The sequence below is a fragment of the Janthinobacterium sp. PSRC1-1 genome, assembly GCF_049897525.1.
Classification (GTDB): Bacteria; Pseudomonadota; Gammaproteobacteria; order Burkholderiales; family Burkholderiaceae_D; genus Janthinobacterium; species Janthinobacterium tructae.
This window is the reverse complement of sequence record NZ_JAFCWK010000003.1, coordinates 535,719-550,129: the sequence shown is the minus strand read 5'-3', so window position 1 is coordinate 550,129 and position 14,411 is coordinate 535,719. Positions and strand designations below refer to the sequence as shown.

At 64.7% G+C, this 14,411-nt stretch carries 14 protein-coding genes; 4 read left to right on the top strand and 10 right to left on the bottom strand.

Annotated features, from left to right (window positions below):
* Positions 1-74: 74 nt before the first annotated feature.
* The 3 genes from ACP7DW_RS09040 to ACP7DW_RS09030 are packed head-to-tail and all read left to right on the top strand — an operon-like array spanning position 75 to position 3,988.
* Positions 75-2,198 carry a TonB-dependent receptor family protein gene (locus ACP7DW_RS09040; protein ID WP_426054474.1) on the top strand — a complete coding sequence of 708 codons (2,124 nt, stop codon included), beginning with the start codon at positions 75-77 and terminating at the stop codon, positions 2,196-2,198.
* Positions 2,199-2,206: 8 nt separating this feature from the next.
* The gene (locus tag ACP7DW_RS09035) at positions 2,207-3,547 is read left to right on the top strand and encodes a PepSY-associated TM helix domain-containing protein (RefSeq protein ID WP_426054475.1); all 1,341 of its coding nucleotides are present in this window, start codon (positions 2,207-2,209) and stop codon (positions 3,545-3,547) included.
* A gap of 57 nt (positions 3,548-3,604) precedes the next feature.
* Complete coding sequence (locus ACP7DW_RS09030) at positions 3,605-3,988, top strand: hypothetical protein (RefSeq protein ID WP_426054476.1); 384 nt, start codon at positions 3,605-3,607, stop codon at positions 3,986-3,988.
* 13 nt (positions 3,989-4,001) lie between these two features.
* Here ACP7DW_RS09030 and pcaD read toward each other — a convergent pair whose 3' ends face one another.
* Genes pcaD through ACP7DW_RS08990 form a run of 8 tightly spaced genes read right to left on the bottom strand, consistent with a single transcriptional unit; the run spans position 4,002 to position 10,871 of the window.
* Entirely contained in the window at positions 4,002-4,784 is a 783-nt protein-coding gene (pcaD, locus tag ACP7DW_RS09025; RefSeq protein WP_426054477.1) for a 3-oxoadipate enol-lactonase, read from the bottom strand.
* A gap of 9 nt (positions 4,785-4,793) precedes the next feature.
* The gene (locus tag ACP7DW_RS09020; RefSeq protein ID WP_426054478.1) at positions 4,794-5,579 is read right to left on the bottom strand and encodes a 1,6-dihydroxycyclohexa-2,4-diene-1-carboxylate dehydrogenase; all 786 of its coding nucleotides are present in this window, start codon (positions 5,577-5,579) and stop codon (positions 4,794-4,796) included.
* Positions 5,580-5,582: 3 nt separating this feature from the next.
* Complete coding sequence (gene benC / locus ACP7DW_RS09015) at positions 5,583-6,602, bottom strand: benzoate 1,2-dioxygenase electron transfer component BenC (protein WP_426054479.1); 1,020 nt, start codon at positions 6,600-6,602, stop codon at positions 5,583-5,585.
* A gap of 27 nt (positions 6,603-6,629) precedes the next feature.
* Positions 6,630-7,121, bottom strand: coding sequence for a benzoate 1,2-dioxygenase small subunit (gene benB, locus ACP7DW_RS09010; RefSeq protein WP_141171877.1), 492 nt, complete (start codon positions 7,119-7,121; stop codon positions 6,630-6,632).
* The gene (benA, locus tag ACP7DW_RS09005; protein WP_426054480.1) at positions 7,118-8,494 is read right to left on the bottom strand and encodes a benzoate 1,2-dioxygenase large subunit; all 1,377 of its coding nucleotides are present in this window, start codon (positions 8,492-8,494) and stop codon (positions 7,118-7,120) included. Before benA ends, benB begins: the two co-directional genes overlap by 4 nt.
* A 10-nt stretch (positions 8,495-8,504) precedes the next feature.
* Positions 8,505-9,425 (bottom strand): catechol 1,2-dioxygenase, encoded by a 921-nt coding sequence (gene catA, locus ACP7DW_RS09000; RefSeq protein ID WP_071079235.1) that lies wholly within the window; start codon positions 9,423-9,425, stop codon positions 8,505-8,507.
* A 35-nt stretch (positions 9,426-9,460) separates the two neighbouring features.
* Positions 9,461-9,751, bottom strand: coding sequence for a muconolactone Delta-isomerase (gene catC, locus ACP7DW_RS08995; RefSeq protein ID WP_426054481.1), 291 nt, complete (start codon positions 9,749-9,751; stop codon positions 9,461-9,463).
* A gap of 10 nt (positions 9,752-9,761) precedes the next feature.
* Positions 9,762-10,871 carry a muconate/chloromuconate family cycloisomerase gene (locus tag ACP7DW_RS08990; RefSeq protein WP_099760498.1) on the bottom strand — a complete coding sequence of 370 codons (1,110 nt, stop codon included), beginning with the start codon at positions 10,869-10,871 and terminating at the stop codon, positions 9,762-9,764.
* Positions 10,872-10,971: 100 nt separating this feature from the next.
* On the opposite strand from ACP7DW_RS08990, the gene ACP7DW_RS08985 reads away from it, so the two are divergent.
* Positions 10,972-11,886: a LysR family transcriptional regulator gene (locus ACP7DW_RS08985; protein ID WP_426054483.1), complete on the top strand. Its 915-nt coding sequence runs from the start codon at positions 10,972-10,974 to the stop codon at positions 11,884-11,886.
* A 13-nt stretch (positions 11,887-11,899) separates the two neighbouring features.
* Here ACP7DW_RS08985 and ACP7DW_RS08980 read toward each other — a convergent pair whose 3' ends face one another.
* Both ACP7DW_RS08980 and ACP7DW_RS08975 read right to left on the bottom strand, forming a co-directional pair.
* Positions 11,900-12,985, bottom strand: a complete 1,086-nt coding sequence (locus tag ACP7DW_RS08980; RefSeq protein ID WP_426054484.1) for a porin — start codon at positions 12,983-12,985, stop codon at positions 11,900-11,902.
* A 34-nt stretch (positions 12,986-13,019) separates the two neighbouring features.
* Positions 13,020-14,375, bottom strand: a complete 1,356-nt coding sequence (locus ACP7DW_RS08975; RefSeq protein WP_426054485.1) for an MFS transporter — start codon at positions 14,373-14,375, stop codon at positions 13,020-13,022.
* Positions 14,376-14,411 lie beyond the last annotated feature (36 nt).

Genomic DNA, 14,411 nt, shown 5'->3' with positions numbered 1-14,411 from the left:
TTTGCTTTTTCAATGCTGGCGCTGTCCACCTTGCGGTGTGACGCGCAGCATCCGCACACTTATACGAGAATCACATGAACAAGAAATTATTGGTACTGGCCGTGGCCATCACCGTGGCCTACCCCTGCGCGCGGGCGCAGCAACCTGACCAAACCGACCACGCCATCGACACCGTCGTCGTCTCCGGTTCGCGCGCGCAAGCGTGGCTGTCCGAGACGCCGCAGGCCATCGGCGTCGTCAATGCCAAAACGCTGGAACGCGACAAGCCCAAGACCATGGGCGATATCCTCAACCGCATCGCCGGCGTGTACTGGAATGACCTGGGCAACGAGCAGCACAGCATGAGCATCCGCCAGCCCATCGGCACGAATGCCGTCTATCAGTACCTGGAAGACGGCATTCCCATCCGCCCGCTGGGCGTCTTCAACCACAACTCGCTCAATGAAATGAACATGGCCGGCGCCAGCGGCGTGGAAGTGGTGAAGGGTGCCGCCTCGTCGCTGTACGGCAGCAATGCCGTCGGTGGCGCCATCAATTTCCTCACGGCCGGCGCCAGCGCCACGCCGACGGCCAAGGTGGGCGTGCGGCGCGACAGCGTGGCCGGCTTCACCCGCTACGACACCTCCGCCAGCGATACCTGGGGGCCGCTGGGACTGCGCTTTTCCCATTACAGTTCGCGCCGCTCGCGCGACAACTGGCAAGAGTACAGCTATGGCGACAAGGATTCGTTCTCGCTGCGCGCCGACTATGCGCTCAGCCCCACCTCGCAGCTGCGCGCCACCCTCGTCCACACGGATCTCGATGCGGCCATGACGGGCAGCCTGTTCGAGAACGATTACCGCAATGACCCCGGCAAGAGCCTGAACACGTTTACCTACCGCAAGGACAAGACCACGCGCATGAATCTGGCGTGGGAGGGCGCGACGACGGCCCATGGCACCAGTACCGTCACCGTGTTTACGCGCAAGAATGACCATGGGCAGATTCCCGCATATTCCATCGGCAGCTGCGCAGGCATGCTGTGCAAGGGCGTCATCAACAACAACCACGTCGATTCGCTGGGGCTGGACGTGAAACACCAGCAGGAATTCGCGTGGCTGCGTTCGCGCCTGATCTTTGGTGTGTATGTCGACAAGAGTGATAATCCCTTTGTCAGCGACAATCTCTCCATCGTGCGCGATGCGGCCACGGGCCGCTACCTGCGCTATACGCTGGCCAATGCGTCCAATCCGCAGGGCGTGCGCGACTACCAGACGGATATCCTCAACACGGCCGTCTTCGCGCAGTGGGAGTTTTCTCCGCTGGCCGGCACGCGCGTGGTGCTGGGCGGGCGCTCGGACGCCATCCGCTACGATTACCACAACCAGCTGGCGCCCGGCGGCAGCGTCAATTATGGCGCGCCCGACGAGTCGCGCAGTTTTTCGCATGTCAGCCCGAAGCTGGGCGCCACCTACGCCATCGGCCAGGCGGGCAGCGCGTATGCGAACGTCAGCCAGGGTTTTACCCCGCCCGAGGTGAGCCAGCTGTATGGCAAGACGGGCATCGCCGACCTGCAGCCGTCCGTCTACAACAACTATGAACTGGGCTTGCGCTGGGCCTTTTTGCAGGGCCGCTTGAAACTCGACACGGCCCTGTACCGTCTCGACGGGCGCGACACCATCGTCAGCTATACGCTCTCGCCGGGCAACAGCGAAAACCGCAATGCGGGACGCACGCGCAGCGAAGGGCTGGAGCTGGGCCTGAACTACGACAGCGGCCCGTTCGACGCGCGCTTCGCCACGGCCATCGCGCGCCACCGCTACCTGCGTTACCAGGTCTCCGCCAGTCTCGATTACAGCGGCCGCACCATGCCGCAGGCGCCGCGCGACATCACCTCGATCGAGATCGGCTACAAGCCCGTGGCCGGCGCCAGGGTGGCGCTGGAAGCCGTGCACCAGGGCCGCTACTGGATGAACAACGCCAACACGGTGGAGTACCAGGGTCACGCCTTGCTGAACCTGCGCGCCAGCTACCAGCTCGCGCGCGGCCTGGAAGCGTGGGCGCAGGTGCGCAATCTGATGGACAAACGCTATGCCGATTCGGCCAGCAGCAGTTATGCGGGCACGGGCAGTTATGCACCGAACAGCCAGAACCAGTACACGCCCGGTGCGCCGCGCAGCGTGATGCTGGGCCTGGGCTATACCTTCAACGCACTGTGAGGCTGGCCATGGACGATCACACCTTTCTCATCGCACGGCGCAAAAGCCTGTACTGGCGCATCCACTTCTGGGCCGCGCTGATCGCCTCGCCGTTTGCCCTGGTGGCCACCCTGACGGGCATTTTGTATGTGTTTACGCCGCAGATCGAGGCAAGGCTGTACCAGCACCTCGACCGCGTGGCGCCGCAAGCGTCGATGCTGCCGCTGGACGCCGCCGTGGCGGCAGCCGAACGGGCGGCGCCGCGCGGCTGGGCGGTGCAGCACGTGGTGCCGCCGTTCCAGGCCAACGATGCGGTGCAGGTGGCGTTCGCGCCGCCCGGCGGCGCGCAGGATGAACATGCGGGCCATGGCGGACATGCCGCGCCGGCCAAGCCGAAGTTCGGCCTGCCCGCGCAAGCCATCATCGTGTATGTGAATCCGTATGACGCGCGCGTGCTGGGCAGCCTGGCTGGCAGCGAACGCTTCGGCAACTGGGCGAAAAAGCTGCATTCGCGCCTGCTGCAAAACGATGGCTGGCGCTGGATGATCGAGCTGGCGGCCAGCTGGCTGATGGTGATGCTGGTGACGGGCGTGGTGCTGTGGTGGCCGCGCGGCGCGCAATCTGGCTTGCCGAAGCGGCGCGCGCGCGGCCGCAATGGCTGGCGCCAGTGGCATGCTTTTCTCGGCGTGGCGCTCGGCATCGTCAGTGTCGTGATCCTGACGACAGGGCTGACGTGGAGCCAGCAGGCGGGCGGGCGCATCCGCGCGCTGCGCGATGCCAGCGGCCAGGCGCCGCCGCCCGTGCCGCGCGGTCTGCATTCGCGCGAGGAGGGCGCTCCGCTCGACTGGCAGGATGCCTGGCAAGTGGCGCGCAGCCATGCTCCGGCCATCGCCGTGCAGCTGACGGCGCCTGCCAGCCAGGACGATGTGTGGCGCGCCACCATGGCCGACCGCAGCCAGCCCACGTTGCGCTTCGACCTGCAATTCGACGCCTACAGCGGCAAGCCTTTGTACTATGCGGGGTGGCAGGCGCAGACAGCGTTCGGCAAGGCCACGGCCATCGGCATTCCATTTCATCGCGGCGAATTCGGCTGGTGGAACCAGGCCTTGTTGCTGCTGTTCGGCGCCAGCGTGCTGTTCTCGCTGGTATCGGGCTGGGTGATGTTCTTCAAGCGCCGCTTGCCAGGCTCGCTGGGCTTGCCCCGGCTGCTGCCGGGCGCCTGGACCTCGCCGTCCGCGCTGGCCTGGTTGATGGCGGCGCTCATGTGCGCGCTGATGCCGCTGCTGCTCATTTCCGGCTGCCTGCTGATGCTGCTGGAGCTGCTGCTGGCGAAATGCGGTGCGCGTCTCGGCGGGATGCGACTGCGCTAGAATAAGGGGCGCGGCCAGGCTCGTTGCCATGGGCCGCCCCCTTGTACTGGTTGACGCATGATATTCATCGACTTTCCCGCCTTGTCCGCACTGGCCGCCGCGTCGGCCCTGGTGACCAAACCATGCAGCTGCTGCGCCGTGCCGCTCGATGCCTGGCAACGGCTGCCCACCTCGCTGGAGCTGGACCGCTTTGAAGAAATCGGCACCCTGCGCGAAGATCCTTACGAGGAACCGACGTTTGCCGAATACCACCCGCACGGCACGCGCTACGACAGCGCCGATGCGCCCATCGCGCCGCGCTACTATCCCGCGAACCTGAGTCAGGTGGCGCGCTGCCTGAACTGCGGCCGTCACTACCTGCGCTACAACGAGGCGGGCGGCTATTTCACGGAGCTGCGCATCCGCGCGCTGCGGCCGGAACTGCTGACCGACGCAGCGTGATGTGTCGCCGGGTTTAGTCGGCGCGCAGGAAGTCCAGCAGCAGTCCCGTAAAGGCCAGTTCCGCTTCGATGTTCGACAGGTGCGAGGCATCGACGGTAGCCAATTCCGCATGGAAGATAGCCTGCTGCATCTGCATGGCGTCGGCGACCGTGGTGACCGGATCGAGGATGCCGGCGATGATCAGTGTCGGTGCGACGATGGCATGAATGGCGCCGCGCAGGTCGGCCTCGGCCAGTGCGTCGCAGCAGCTGGCGTAGCCTTGTGGATCCTGTTGGCGCAGCTTGTCGAGCATGGCGGCGATGGTGGCCGGGCGCGCGGCGACGAATCCCTGGCTGAACCAGCGTCCCGCGGCGCTGGCTGCGATGACATCGAGTCCCTCCTGGCGCACGCTGTGCGCGCGCGTGGCCCACCCTTGCTGCGTGCCGACCTTGGCGGCCGTATTGGCCAATACCAGCTTGTGCAGGCGCTGCGGCGCATGGATGGCCAGCCATTGTCCGATCACGCCGCCCATCGACAGGCCGCAGAAATGCGCCTGGCCGATCCGCAGGTGGTCGAGCAGGCCTACCACGTCCTGGCCCAGCATCTGCACGCTGTAGGGGCCGGGCGGACTGCCGGAGGCGCCATGGCCGCGCGTGTCATAGCGCAGCACGTGGAAGTGCGGCGCCAGTGCTTCGGCTTGCGCATCCCACATGCTCAGATCGGTGCCGAGGGAATTCGACAGCACCAGGCAAGGCTGGCGCGGGTCGCCTTCGCTGCGGTAATGCAGCGATAGTCCATTGATGTCTGCGATTGGCATGTGCGCCCCTTATCCCTGATCGCCGCCACCGACAGGCAGCACGCTGCCCGTGATGTACGACGCTTCATCCGAGGCGAGAAACAGGATCGCGCCCACTTGTTCATCGATGCTGCCATAGCGGTGCATGGCGCTGTGGGCGATGGTCTGGTCGACGATGCCCTGGTACCAGCGCAGTTCCTGCTCATTGAGGGGCGTGCTGTTGCGCGGAATGGCGCGAGGCGGCGCTTCCGTGCCGCCCGTGGCGACTGCATTGACGCGGATGCCGTGTTGCGCGTTTTCCAGCGCCAGGCTGGCCGTCAGCGCATTCACGCCACCCTTGGCCGCCGCGTACGGCACGCGGTAGATGCTGCGCGTGGCGATCGACGAGACATTGACGATGGCGCCGCCGCCCTGTTCCAGCATGGCCGGCAGCACCGCGCGGCAGCACCAGAGAGTGGGGAACAGCGAACGGCGGATTTCCGCTTCGATCTGTTCTTCCTGGTAGACCTCGAAAGGCTGTGCCCAGATGGTGCCGCCCACATTGTTGATCAATACGTCGATGCGGCCGAAATCGGTCATGGCCAGATCGGCCAGCTGGCGCGCGCCCGCATAGTGTTCCAGGTCGGCCTTGCAGACGCTGACGCGCGCGCCCAGGGCAATCGCTTCGGCGGCCACCTGTTCGACCAGGTCGGCGCGATCAGCCAGCACCAGCTGTGCGCCTTCGCGCGCGGCGCGCAGCGCGACGCCGCGGCCTATGCCCTGCGCCGCGCCCGTTACCAGCACGACCTTGTCGGAAAATCGTTGACGATCACTCATTTTTCACACTCCGCTGCTTGCCGAGAATTTCTCGTAGTAGAAGTTGGCGGGCGTCACGCCCGTCTCATTGAGCCAGTTGCGCACCGCATCGACCATGGCGACAGGGCCGCACAGGTACACATCGACATCGCCGCCGTTCATCCACGCCGGCTCCACGTGGGCCGTCGCATAGCCCTTGCGCGCATGGTTGCTGTCGGCGGCCGCCACGCAGGTGACGTAGGAGAACTGCGGATGGGCAGAGGCGATGCGGGCGAGCTGCTCCAGTTCCACCAGGTCGTGCTCATTGGTGACGGCGTACACCATGCGCACGGGCTGGGGAAAGCCGTGCGTGGACAGTGCGCCCAGCATTGACAAAAAGGGTGCGATGCCCGTGCCGCCCGCCAGCAGCAGGACAGGGCGTTGCACGGGCCGCAGGTAAAAGCTGCCATAGGGACCGGCGAAGCTGACCGCTGCGCCCGGTTGGGCCGCATCGCTCAGGTAGCCGCTCATCTGCCCGCCGGGGACATTGCGCACCACGAACTGCGTCTGTGCCGCGCCCGGGGCCGAGCTGAACGAGTACGAACGCGTCAGGCTGGTACCCGGAATGGCCACGTTGACGTACTGGCCCGGCAGGAAGTCGAGCGCGGCAGGATCGGCCAGGTCGATGGCAAACGAAATCGTCGATGGCGACAGATGCCGTACCGATGCCACAGTGCCGGCGTGGCTGGCCACGGCCGTCTTGCAGGCGGCGGAGGTGGCCGGGATCTTCACCACGCAGTCGGAGGTGGGACGCATCTGGCAAGCCAGGATATGGCCTTGCGCCGCTTCTTCCGGCGTCAGCGCATCCTCGATATAGCTCGACGCGGGCAGGTCGTAGCTGCCGGACTCGCAGTGCCCCCGGCAGGTGCCGCAGGCGCCATCGCGGCAATCGAGCGGGATGTTGATTTTCTGGCGATAAGCCGCATCGGACAGCTTTTCATTGTCGTTACATGAAATGAAGCGGGTGATCCCGTCTTCGAATTGCAGGGCGATGTTATGGCTCATCGTCGGTCTCCTTGCTGGTGAAGCTTGTTAAATGTGGTACACGTCGATGACCTGGTTGATGTAGTCGTTCTTCAGGACGACATACTTGTTCAGGATCAGCGGCTGTGCGCCGGAAAAGTCGATGATGTAGCGCGACATGCCGAAGTAGCTGTAGTCGCGCTTGTAGCGATGGCTCAGCGTATGCCAGTTGAAGCGCACCGTGCAGATGGCGCCGTCCTGGCTTTCCAGCTCGATGTTGGCGATGTTGTGGCTGGTGCGCGTGTCGGGCATGGTGGCGCTGGAACGCTCGGTCTTGATGCGGAAGACGCGGTCTTCCAGGCCCTGGCGGGTCGGGTAGAAGATCAGCGAAATCTCGCGCTGCGGATCGGTGACCAGGGTGTCGTCATCGTCCCAGGCCGGCATCCAGAATTGTGCATCCGGGTGATAGCAATCGAGCCAGTCGTCCCATTGTTCGTCGTCCAGCAGGCGGCTTTCGCGGTACAGGAAGCTGGCGATGTCGTGCTGCGCGATGGCGCTCATGGCTGTTCTCCTTCGGCCGCCAGCGCCCGTTTCATGACGTCGAGCCAGTAGCGGTGCTGCACCGTGTACAGGCCTTCATCCTCGGTGCGCGCGCCACTCATGATTGGCTCCAGCCCAATCTCTTGCGCGGCCGCGTCGGCGCCTTCGATCCAGTGCGTGGCACCGCGGCACATGTCGTTCCATGGCATGGCGCTGCCCGCATAGCCCTGCTGGCATGCGCGGAATTCTTCCAGGTCATCCGGCGTGGCCATGCCGCTGACGTTGAAGAAGTCTTCGTACTGGCGGATGCGCTGCGCACGCGCTGCGTCGTCCTCGCCCTTCGGCGCAATGCAGTAGATCGTCACTTCCGTCTTGTCGACGGAGATCGGGCGCAGCAAACGGATTTGCGAGCCAAACTGGTCCATCAGGTAGACGTTCGGGTACAGGCACAGATTGCGCGAACGGCTGATCATCCAGTCCGCCGTCGGCTTGCCGAACTGGCGCGCATAGTCGGCATGGCGCGAGAAATTCGGCCGGTCTTCCGGATTGGCCCACTGCGTCCACAGCAGCATGTGCCCCTGTTTGAAGGCATAGAAGCCGCCGCCCTGGCGGCCCCAGTTGCCCGCATCCATGGCGCGGATCTTGTCCTCGCGCTGCGCCAGCTGCTCCTTGCGGCGGTTGGTGGTGGCCGCATAGTTCCAATGCACGGCAGAGACGTGGTAGCCGTCCGCGCCATTTTCCGCCTGCAGCTTCCAGTTGCCTTCAAAGGTATAGGTGGAGGCGCCGCGCAGCACTTCCAGTCCGTCCGGCGACTGGTTGACGATCATGTCGATGATCTTGCCGGCTTCGCCGAGGAATTCTTCCAGCGGCGCCACGTCGTCGTTCAGGCTGCCGAACAGAAAACCCTTGTAGTTGGCGAAGCGCGCGACTTTTTTCAGGTCGTGCGAGCCTTCCTTGTTGAAGCATTCCGGATAGCCCGCGTTCTCCGGATCCTTCACCTTCAGCAGCTTGCCGCTGTTGTTGAAGGTCCAGCCGTGGAACGGGCAGGTATAGGTAGCCTTGTTGCCCCGCTTGTGGCGGCACAGCTGCGCGCCGCGATGGCTGCAGGCGTTGATGAAGGCATTCAGTTCGCCCAGGCGGTTGCGCGCGATGAAGACGGGCTGGCGGCCAATGTGCGTGGTGTAGTAGTCATTGTTGTTGGCGATCTGGCTTTCATGCGCCAGGTAGATCCAGTTGCCTTCGAAGATGTGCTTCATCTCGAGTTCGAACAGGGCTTCATCGGTGAAGGCGCTGCGGTGCAGGCGATGGTCGCCCGTGGCCTGGTCCTCGACCAGCAAGGCATCGAGATCGGGCGCCTGGCTGGCGGCTGGCCGGTATGGGTGGATGGGGATCATGGCGTGACCTCTAGGCGGCTGCGCGGTTGCGTTCGATTTGCGAGGTCGGTGCGGCTGCGGTTTCCGGATACAGGTGGAAGTCGAAGTCGATCGAGGCAAACGGCTGTTGCAGGTCCTTTGCGGCGATGGCTGCGGCATCGCTGACATGCGTGACGGCCGGCACCAGGCCTTCGCGGCTGGCAAAGGCGAAGTCGTCCCACAGGTAGGCATCGCCATCGATGTTGATCTGCGTGGTGAGCTGGCGCTGGCCTTCGGCGCTGATGAAAAAGTGGATGTGGGCAGGGCGCTGGCCATGGCGGCCCAGCAGGTCCAGCAGGTGCTGCGTGCTGCCATCCGGCGGACAGCCGTAGCCCTTGGGCATGATGCTGCGGAACTGATAGCGTCCCTGCGCGTCGGCGTAGATGGTGCGGCGCAGATTGAACGATGACTGGCTTTGGTCGAAGAACGAGTAATTGCCCATCAGGTTGGCGTGCCAGACTTCGACCTTGGCGCCCGGCAGCGGCTTGCCCTGCTGGTCGTAGACGGTACCCTGCATGAACAGCACTTCAGCCTGTGCGCTTTCGCTACCGTCGTCAAGACGGGCAAAGCCTTCGCTTGCGGGGGCGCCGGCGACATACAGCGGGCCTTCGATGGTGCGCGGCGTGCCGCCTTGCAGTCCGGCCTTGGCCTCGGCTTCGTCGGCGCGGATATCCATGAAGCGCTCCAGGCCCAGACCTGGCGCCAGCAGGCCCAGTTCATGTGCGGCGCCCGCGTTGGCAAGGAAGTCCAGGCCAGTCCAGAATTCGGCGGGCTGGATATCCAGGTCTTCCATGGCCTTGCACAGATCGCCCACCAGGCGCAGGACGATGGCCTGCACGCGTGGATGGGCCGGCCGGTCGGCGGCGTCGACGATCCAGCTTTTTACCAGGGTATCGATGTCATTGTGTGTCATGTTTGTCTCCTCTGTTGGGAATGATGCTGCGGCGGTTAAAGATCGTTTGCGCGGACCGACGACGGGTGCCGGCACAGGGGCATCACCTCGATCTGCATGTAGGGGTACAGCGGCAGCGACAGCAGCAGCGCGTGCAGTTCCTCGTTGCCGGCCACGTCGAAGATGCTGACGTTGGCATACTGGCCGGCGATGCGCCACAGATGGCGCCACTGGCCCTGTTCCTGCAGGCGCTGCGCCAGCGCCTTTTCTTCTTTTTTCAGCGCGTCGGCCCGGTCGGCCGGCATGTCGGGCGGCAGTCTTACATCCATCCTCACGTGAAACAGCATGGCAATCTCCTTATTGGCGCGCCAGGCGGCGCAGTTTGTCGGTGTCTATCTGTACGCCCAGGCCGGGACCGGTGGGCACCTGCAGCATGAAGTCGCGGTAGACCAGCGGCTCACGCAGGATTTCCTCGGTCAGCAACAGGGGGCCGAACAGCTCCGTGTCCCACGACAGGTCGGCAAAGGTGGCGCACAGGTGGGCGCTGGCTGCCGTGCCGATACTGCCTTCGAGCATGGTGCCGCCATACAGGCCGATGCCGGCCAGCTGTGCCACGGTGGCCACTTGCTGCGCGGGGATCAGCCCCCCCGACTGGGTAATCTTGACGGCATACACGTCGGCGCTGCCGGCGCAGGCCAGGCGGAAGGCGTCGCCGGGGCCGTGCAGCGCCTCGTCGGCCATGATGGCGACGTCGAAACGGGCAGCCAGGCGGCCCAGCGCGGCCGTGTTATCGGCGCGCACCGGTTGTTCGATCAGATCCACGCCGCCATCCTGCAGTGCGGCGATGCCGCGCATGGCATCGAGCTCGCTCCACGCCTGGTTGACGTCGACCCGCACGCTGGCCGCGTCGCCCAGGGCGCGCTTGATGGCCAGCACATGCGAGACATCGTCAGCCACGCTGCGCGAGCCGATCTTCAGCTTGAAGATGCGGTGGCGGCGCAGTTCCAGCATCTGCTGCGCCTCGGCGATGTCCTGCGCCGTGTCGCCGCTGGCCAGGGTCCAGGCGACAGGCAGCGCATCGCGCACGCGGCCGCCCAGCAGTTCGCTCAGCGGCACGCCCAGGCGCTGGCCCTGCGCATCGAGCAAGGCTGTCTCGATCGCGCATTTGGCAAAGCGGTTGCCCTGGATGGTCTTGCGCACTTTCGCCATGGCCATGGCCACGCCGCTCGCCTCCATGCCGACCAGCAAGGGGGCGATATGCGTGTCGATATTCGTCTTGATGCTTTCCGGGCTCTCTTCGCCATAGTTCAGGCCACCGATGGTGGTCGCTTCGCCCCAGCCCTCGATGCCGTCGGCGCAGCGTACGCGCACCAGCACCAGCGTCTGCGACTTCATGGTGGCTACCGACATCTTGTGCGCGCGGATGGTTGGCACGTCGGCGAGGATGGTTTCTATGCTGAGTATCATATTTAATTTGTATAATGTGAGCAGGTATGTGTACGATATTCCCCGTCACACCCCACGTCCAACACTGTTTTGGTATGGTTTCAATACTTAAAAGGTATATATGGAGCTGCGTCACCTGCGTTATTTCGTCGCCGTCGCGGAAGAGAAGAATTTCACGCGGGCCGCCGAGCGCCTGCACATCGCCCAGCCGCCGTTAAGCCGCCAGATCCAGCAGCTGGAAGAAGAGCTGGAAGTGCAGCTGATCGAAAAGGGATCGCGTCCCTTGCACCTGACCGAGGCGGGACGCTTCTTTTATGCGCATGCGCAGGAGCTGCTGGCCAAGGCTGCCGACCTGAAGACCATGACTCAGCGCGTGGGCAAGATCGAGCGCACCTTGTCGATCGGCTTTGTCGCCTCTACCCTGTATGGCCTGCTGCCGGAGATCGTGCGGCGCTTTCGCGAACGCTATCAGGCGGTGGAGATCAGTTTTCACGAGATGACCACGATGGAGCAACTGCAGGCATTGAAGGAAGGCCGTATCGATGTCGGCTTCGGCCGCCTCAAGCGCGAGGATGCCGCGATACGCCGCATCGTGCTGCGCGAGGAGCCGCTGATCGTGGCGCTGCCCATGGGGCACCGGCTCGCCGCGCAAGCAGGGCCGCTGAAGATGAACGACCTGCTGCACGACCCGCTCATCGTTTATCCGAAGGCGCCCCGTCCCAGTTTTGCCGACCAGGTGCTGGCCACCTTCAGCGATCGCATGATCGTGCCGCAGCAGGTGATCGAGGTGCGCGAACTGCAGATCGCCATCGGCCTGGTGGGCGCGGGCCAGGGCATCGCCATCGTGCCTGACAGCCTGCAGGGCATGAAGCGCAACGACGTGGTGTACCGCACCATCGATGACCGGCAAGCCATCTCGCCCATCATCTTCAGCGTGCGGCTGATGGACCGCTCGGAAGAACTGTCCAACATGCTGGCCGTGATCTATGAGATCTACGACGCCTGCAAGCTGCCGCACGTGAAGGAAACGCTCTGATGAAGCAACGGGTTCAGAACGCGTGGCGCACGCCCATCAGCACGCCGGACTGATTCAGCCCCGCGCCCACGGTACCGCCGGCATCGAGGGCGATGGCGGCGCCGCCCTTGTTCTGCATGCGGCCCAGGGAGGCGTGGATGGCCGTGCGCTTGGACAGGTAATAGGTGGCGCGCAGCACCGCCAGATTGGATGCCTTCGGGCTGTCCTTGACATCGAGCCGCGACAGCTGACCGTCAAGCTGCCACGGGCCGTCGAAGGTGTAGGACGCGCCCAGGTAATACAGGCCCAGGCGGCTGTCGCTGGCGGCATCGATGCGGCGCTCGATGGCGCCGCCGCCGATCTTGGTTTGTCCCAGCACCGCGTAGCCATTGAGCGAAATGCGCCGGTCGGTATCGGTTGCGCGCACCAGGCCGTTGGCCGCGCCGGGGCCGCCGCGCAGCTGGTCGTACGAGGCCGAGGCGCCCCATGTCCTGGTATCCCAGGCCAGCATGCCCGTCACCTGGCGGCAGGCGCGCGCATTGCCGGGCACTTCCCCCGCGCAGCCGGTGGCGGCCGGCCCGCCCGCCGAAGACGCATCGCGCCCGAAGCTGTAGGTGGCGCCCACCGTCAATTCCTTGAACACACCCAGGTAGCCGATGGCATTGTCGCTGCGCGCATTGGGCAGGTACAGATCGAGGCTGCTGATGCTGAAGATGTTGGGCCCGATGATGTCCGACCTGGCGGTGGCGAGGAAGGTCATGTTCACTTGCCGGCCCAGCATCAGCTGGCCGTAGGCGTTTTTCAGGCCGACATAGGCGGCGCGGCCGAACAGGCGGTTGCCCTGGCCCGTTGTGCCCGTGTCGGCGCCGATGCCCGTTTCCAGGGCGAAGATGGCTTGCGCGCCGCCGCCCAGGTCTTCGCTGCCGCGAAAGCCGATGCGCGAGGGCAGCGAGGCCGTCAGCGACGGCATCTTGACGATGCTGTCGCCCGCGCCGTTGGCATTGGTGGTGTAGGCCATGCCCAGGTCAAGCAGGCCGTAGATGGTTACTTGCTGGGCGTGTGCACCCGTGCTAAGGCATCCTGCCGCGATCAATGCCGTGCAGGCGATGGTGTTGTTCATGCTGGTCTCCGTTGTTGTCGTGATGTCGTCGTGCTTATGATTGAACGGCGCGCGCGCGTGGCGGCATCGCCGGTGCCGCTTGCACCGAGGCCGAACGGCCGTGGCGTATCAGCGATACGGCGATGACGGCGATGGCCGCAGGGATGGCGATGGCCATGAAATTGTGTTCCAGCGGCAGCGCCATGCCGACCAGCGTGCCGATGGCGATGGGCGCCAGGATGGCGCCGCTGCGGCCCACGCCCGATGCCCAGCCGATGCCGGTCGAACGGATCGCCATCGGATAGAACTGGCCCGCATAGGCATAGGTGACGATCTGCGTGCCGATGGTCGAGGCGCCGGCCAGGCCCACCAGCAGGAACAGCAGTTCGGTCGGCACCTTGACGCCAAGCAGGGTAATCGACACGGCCGCCAGCGCGTACATGCCCATCAGCACATACTTGATGTTGAAACGGTCCGCCAGCCAGCCGCCGCCGACGGCGCCGATGACGGCGCCGAAATTGAGCACCAGCACGAAGGTCAGGGCCGAACCGAGGCTGTAGCCGGCGCTGGCCATCAGCTTGGTGAGCCAGGAGCTGAGCGCATACACCATGAACAGGCACATGAAAAAGGCGATCCAGAACATCGCGGTGCTGAAGCCGCGCCCATCCTGGAACAGTTTGCCGATGGGCGCGCCCTCGGCGCGGTCCTGCGCGGGCAGGGCGAAGCGGTCGCCCGCATCGGGACGATACGACGGCTCCATGCGCGCGACGATCTGCTTGAGTTCATCGAGGCGGTTTTCGCGGATCAGGAAGGGCATCGATTCGGGCAGCATTTTCAGGATCACGGGTATCAGCAGCACGGGCAGGCCGGCGGCCAGGAAGACGGACGACCAGCCGTAGGTTTCCAGCAGTCCCTTGCCCAGCAGCGCCGCCAGCATGCCGCCCACGGCATAGCCGCTGAACATCAGGGTGACCATGGTGGCGCGGATTTTCTTCGGCGAGTATTCCGTCATTTGCGCCACCACATTGGGCATCACCCCGCCGATGCCCAGCCCTGCCAGGAAGCGCATGGCGCTGAAGGTGTACGGGTCGTGCGTGAAGCCCGCCGCCGCCGTGAAGACGCTGAACAGCGCGATGCAGATGGCGATCGCCTTGCGCCGTCCGATACGGTCGGCGATGGTGCCGAGGAAGATGGCGCCAAACATCATGCCGAACAGCGCGGAACTGACCATGAAGCCCGCGTTTTGCGCCGTCACGCCCATGTCTTTCATGATCGAGGGCAGGGCGATGCCGGCGACGGCCAGGTCATAGCCGTCGCAGATGATGATGAGGGCGCACCACAGCAGCACCCCGGCGTGGAAGCGGTTGAAACGGGCCTTGTCGGATAATTCGTGTACGTCGATATGTCGCATGATGCAAGTCTCCTGGGTGTTGTTGTGGGTTGTGGC

Excerpts from the sequence above, each read along its gene's own strand:
- ACP7DW_RS09040 (WP_426054474.1), top strand. The coding sequence starts at position 75 with ATGAACAAGAAATTATTGGTACTGGCCGTGGCCATCACCGTGGCCTAC.
- ACP7DW_RS09035 (WP_426054475.1), top strand. The coding sequence starts at position 2,207 with ATGGACGATCACACCTTTCTCATCGCACGGCGCAAAAGCCTGTACTGG.
- ACP7DW_RS09030 (WP_426054476.1), top strand. The coding sequence starts at position 3,605 with ATGATATTCATCGACTTTCCCGCCTTGTCCGCACTGGCCGCCGCGTCG.
- pcaD (WP_426054477.1), bottom strand. The coding sequence starts at position 4,784 with ATGCCAATCGCAGACATCAATGGACTATCGCTGCATTACCGCAGCGAA.
- ACP7DW_RS09020 (WP_426054478.1), bottom strand. The coding sequence starts at position 5,579 with ATGAGTGATCGTCAACGATTTTCCGACAAGGTCGTGCTGGTAACGGGC.
- benC (WP_426054479.1), bottom strand. The coding sequence starts at position 6,602 with ATGAGCCATAACATCGCCCTGCAATTCGAAGACGGGATCACCCGCTTC.
- benB (WP_141171877.1), bottom strand. The coding sequence starts at position 7,121 with ATGAGCGCCATCGCGCAGCACGACATCGCCAGCTTCCTGTACCGCGAA.
- benA (WP_426054480.1), bottom strand. The coding sequence starts at position 8,494 with ATGATCCCCATCCACCCATACCGGCCAGCCGCCAGCCAGGCGCCCGAT.
- catA (WP_071079235.1), bottom strand. The coding sequence starts at position 9,425 with ATGACACACAATGACATCGATACCCTGGTAAAAAGCTGGATCGTCGAC.
- catC (WP_426054481.1), bottom strand. The coding sequence starts at position 9,751 with ATGCTGTTTCACGTGAGGATGGATGTAAGACTGCCGCCCGACATGCCG.
- ACP7DW_RS08990 (WP_099760498.1), bottom strand. The coding sequence starts at position 10,871 with ATGATACTCAGCATAGAAACCATCCTCGCCGACGTGCCAACCATCCGC.
- ACP7DW_RS08985 (WP_426054483.1), top strand. The coding sequence starts at position 10,972 with ATGGAGCTGCGTCACCTGCGTTATTTCGTCGCCGTCGCGGAAGAGAAG.
- ACP7DW_RS08980 (WP_426054484.1), bottom strand. The coding sequence starts at position 12,985 with ATGAACAACACCATCGCCTGCACGGCATTGATCGCGGCAGGATGCCTT.
- ACP7DW_RS08975 (WP_426054485.1), bottom strand. The coding sequence starts at position 14,375 with ATGCGACATATCGACGTACACGAATTATCCGACAAGGCCCGTTTCAAC.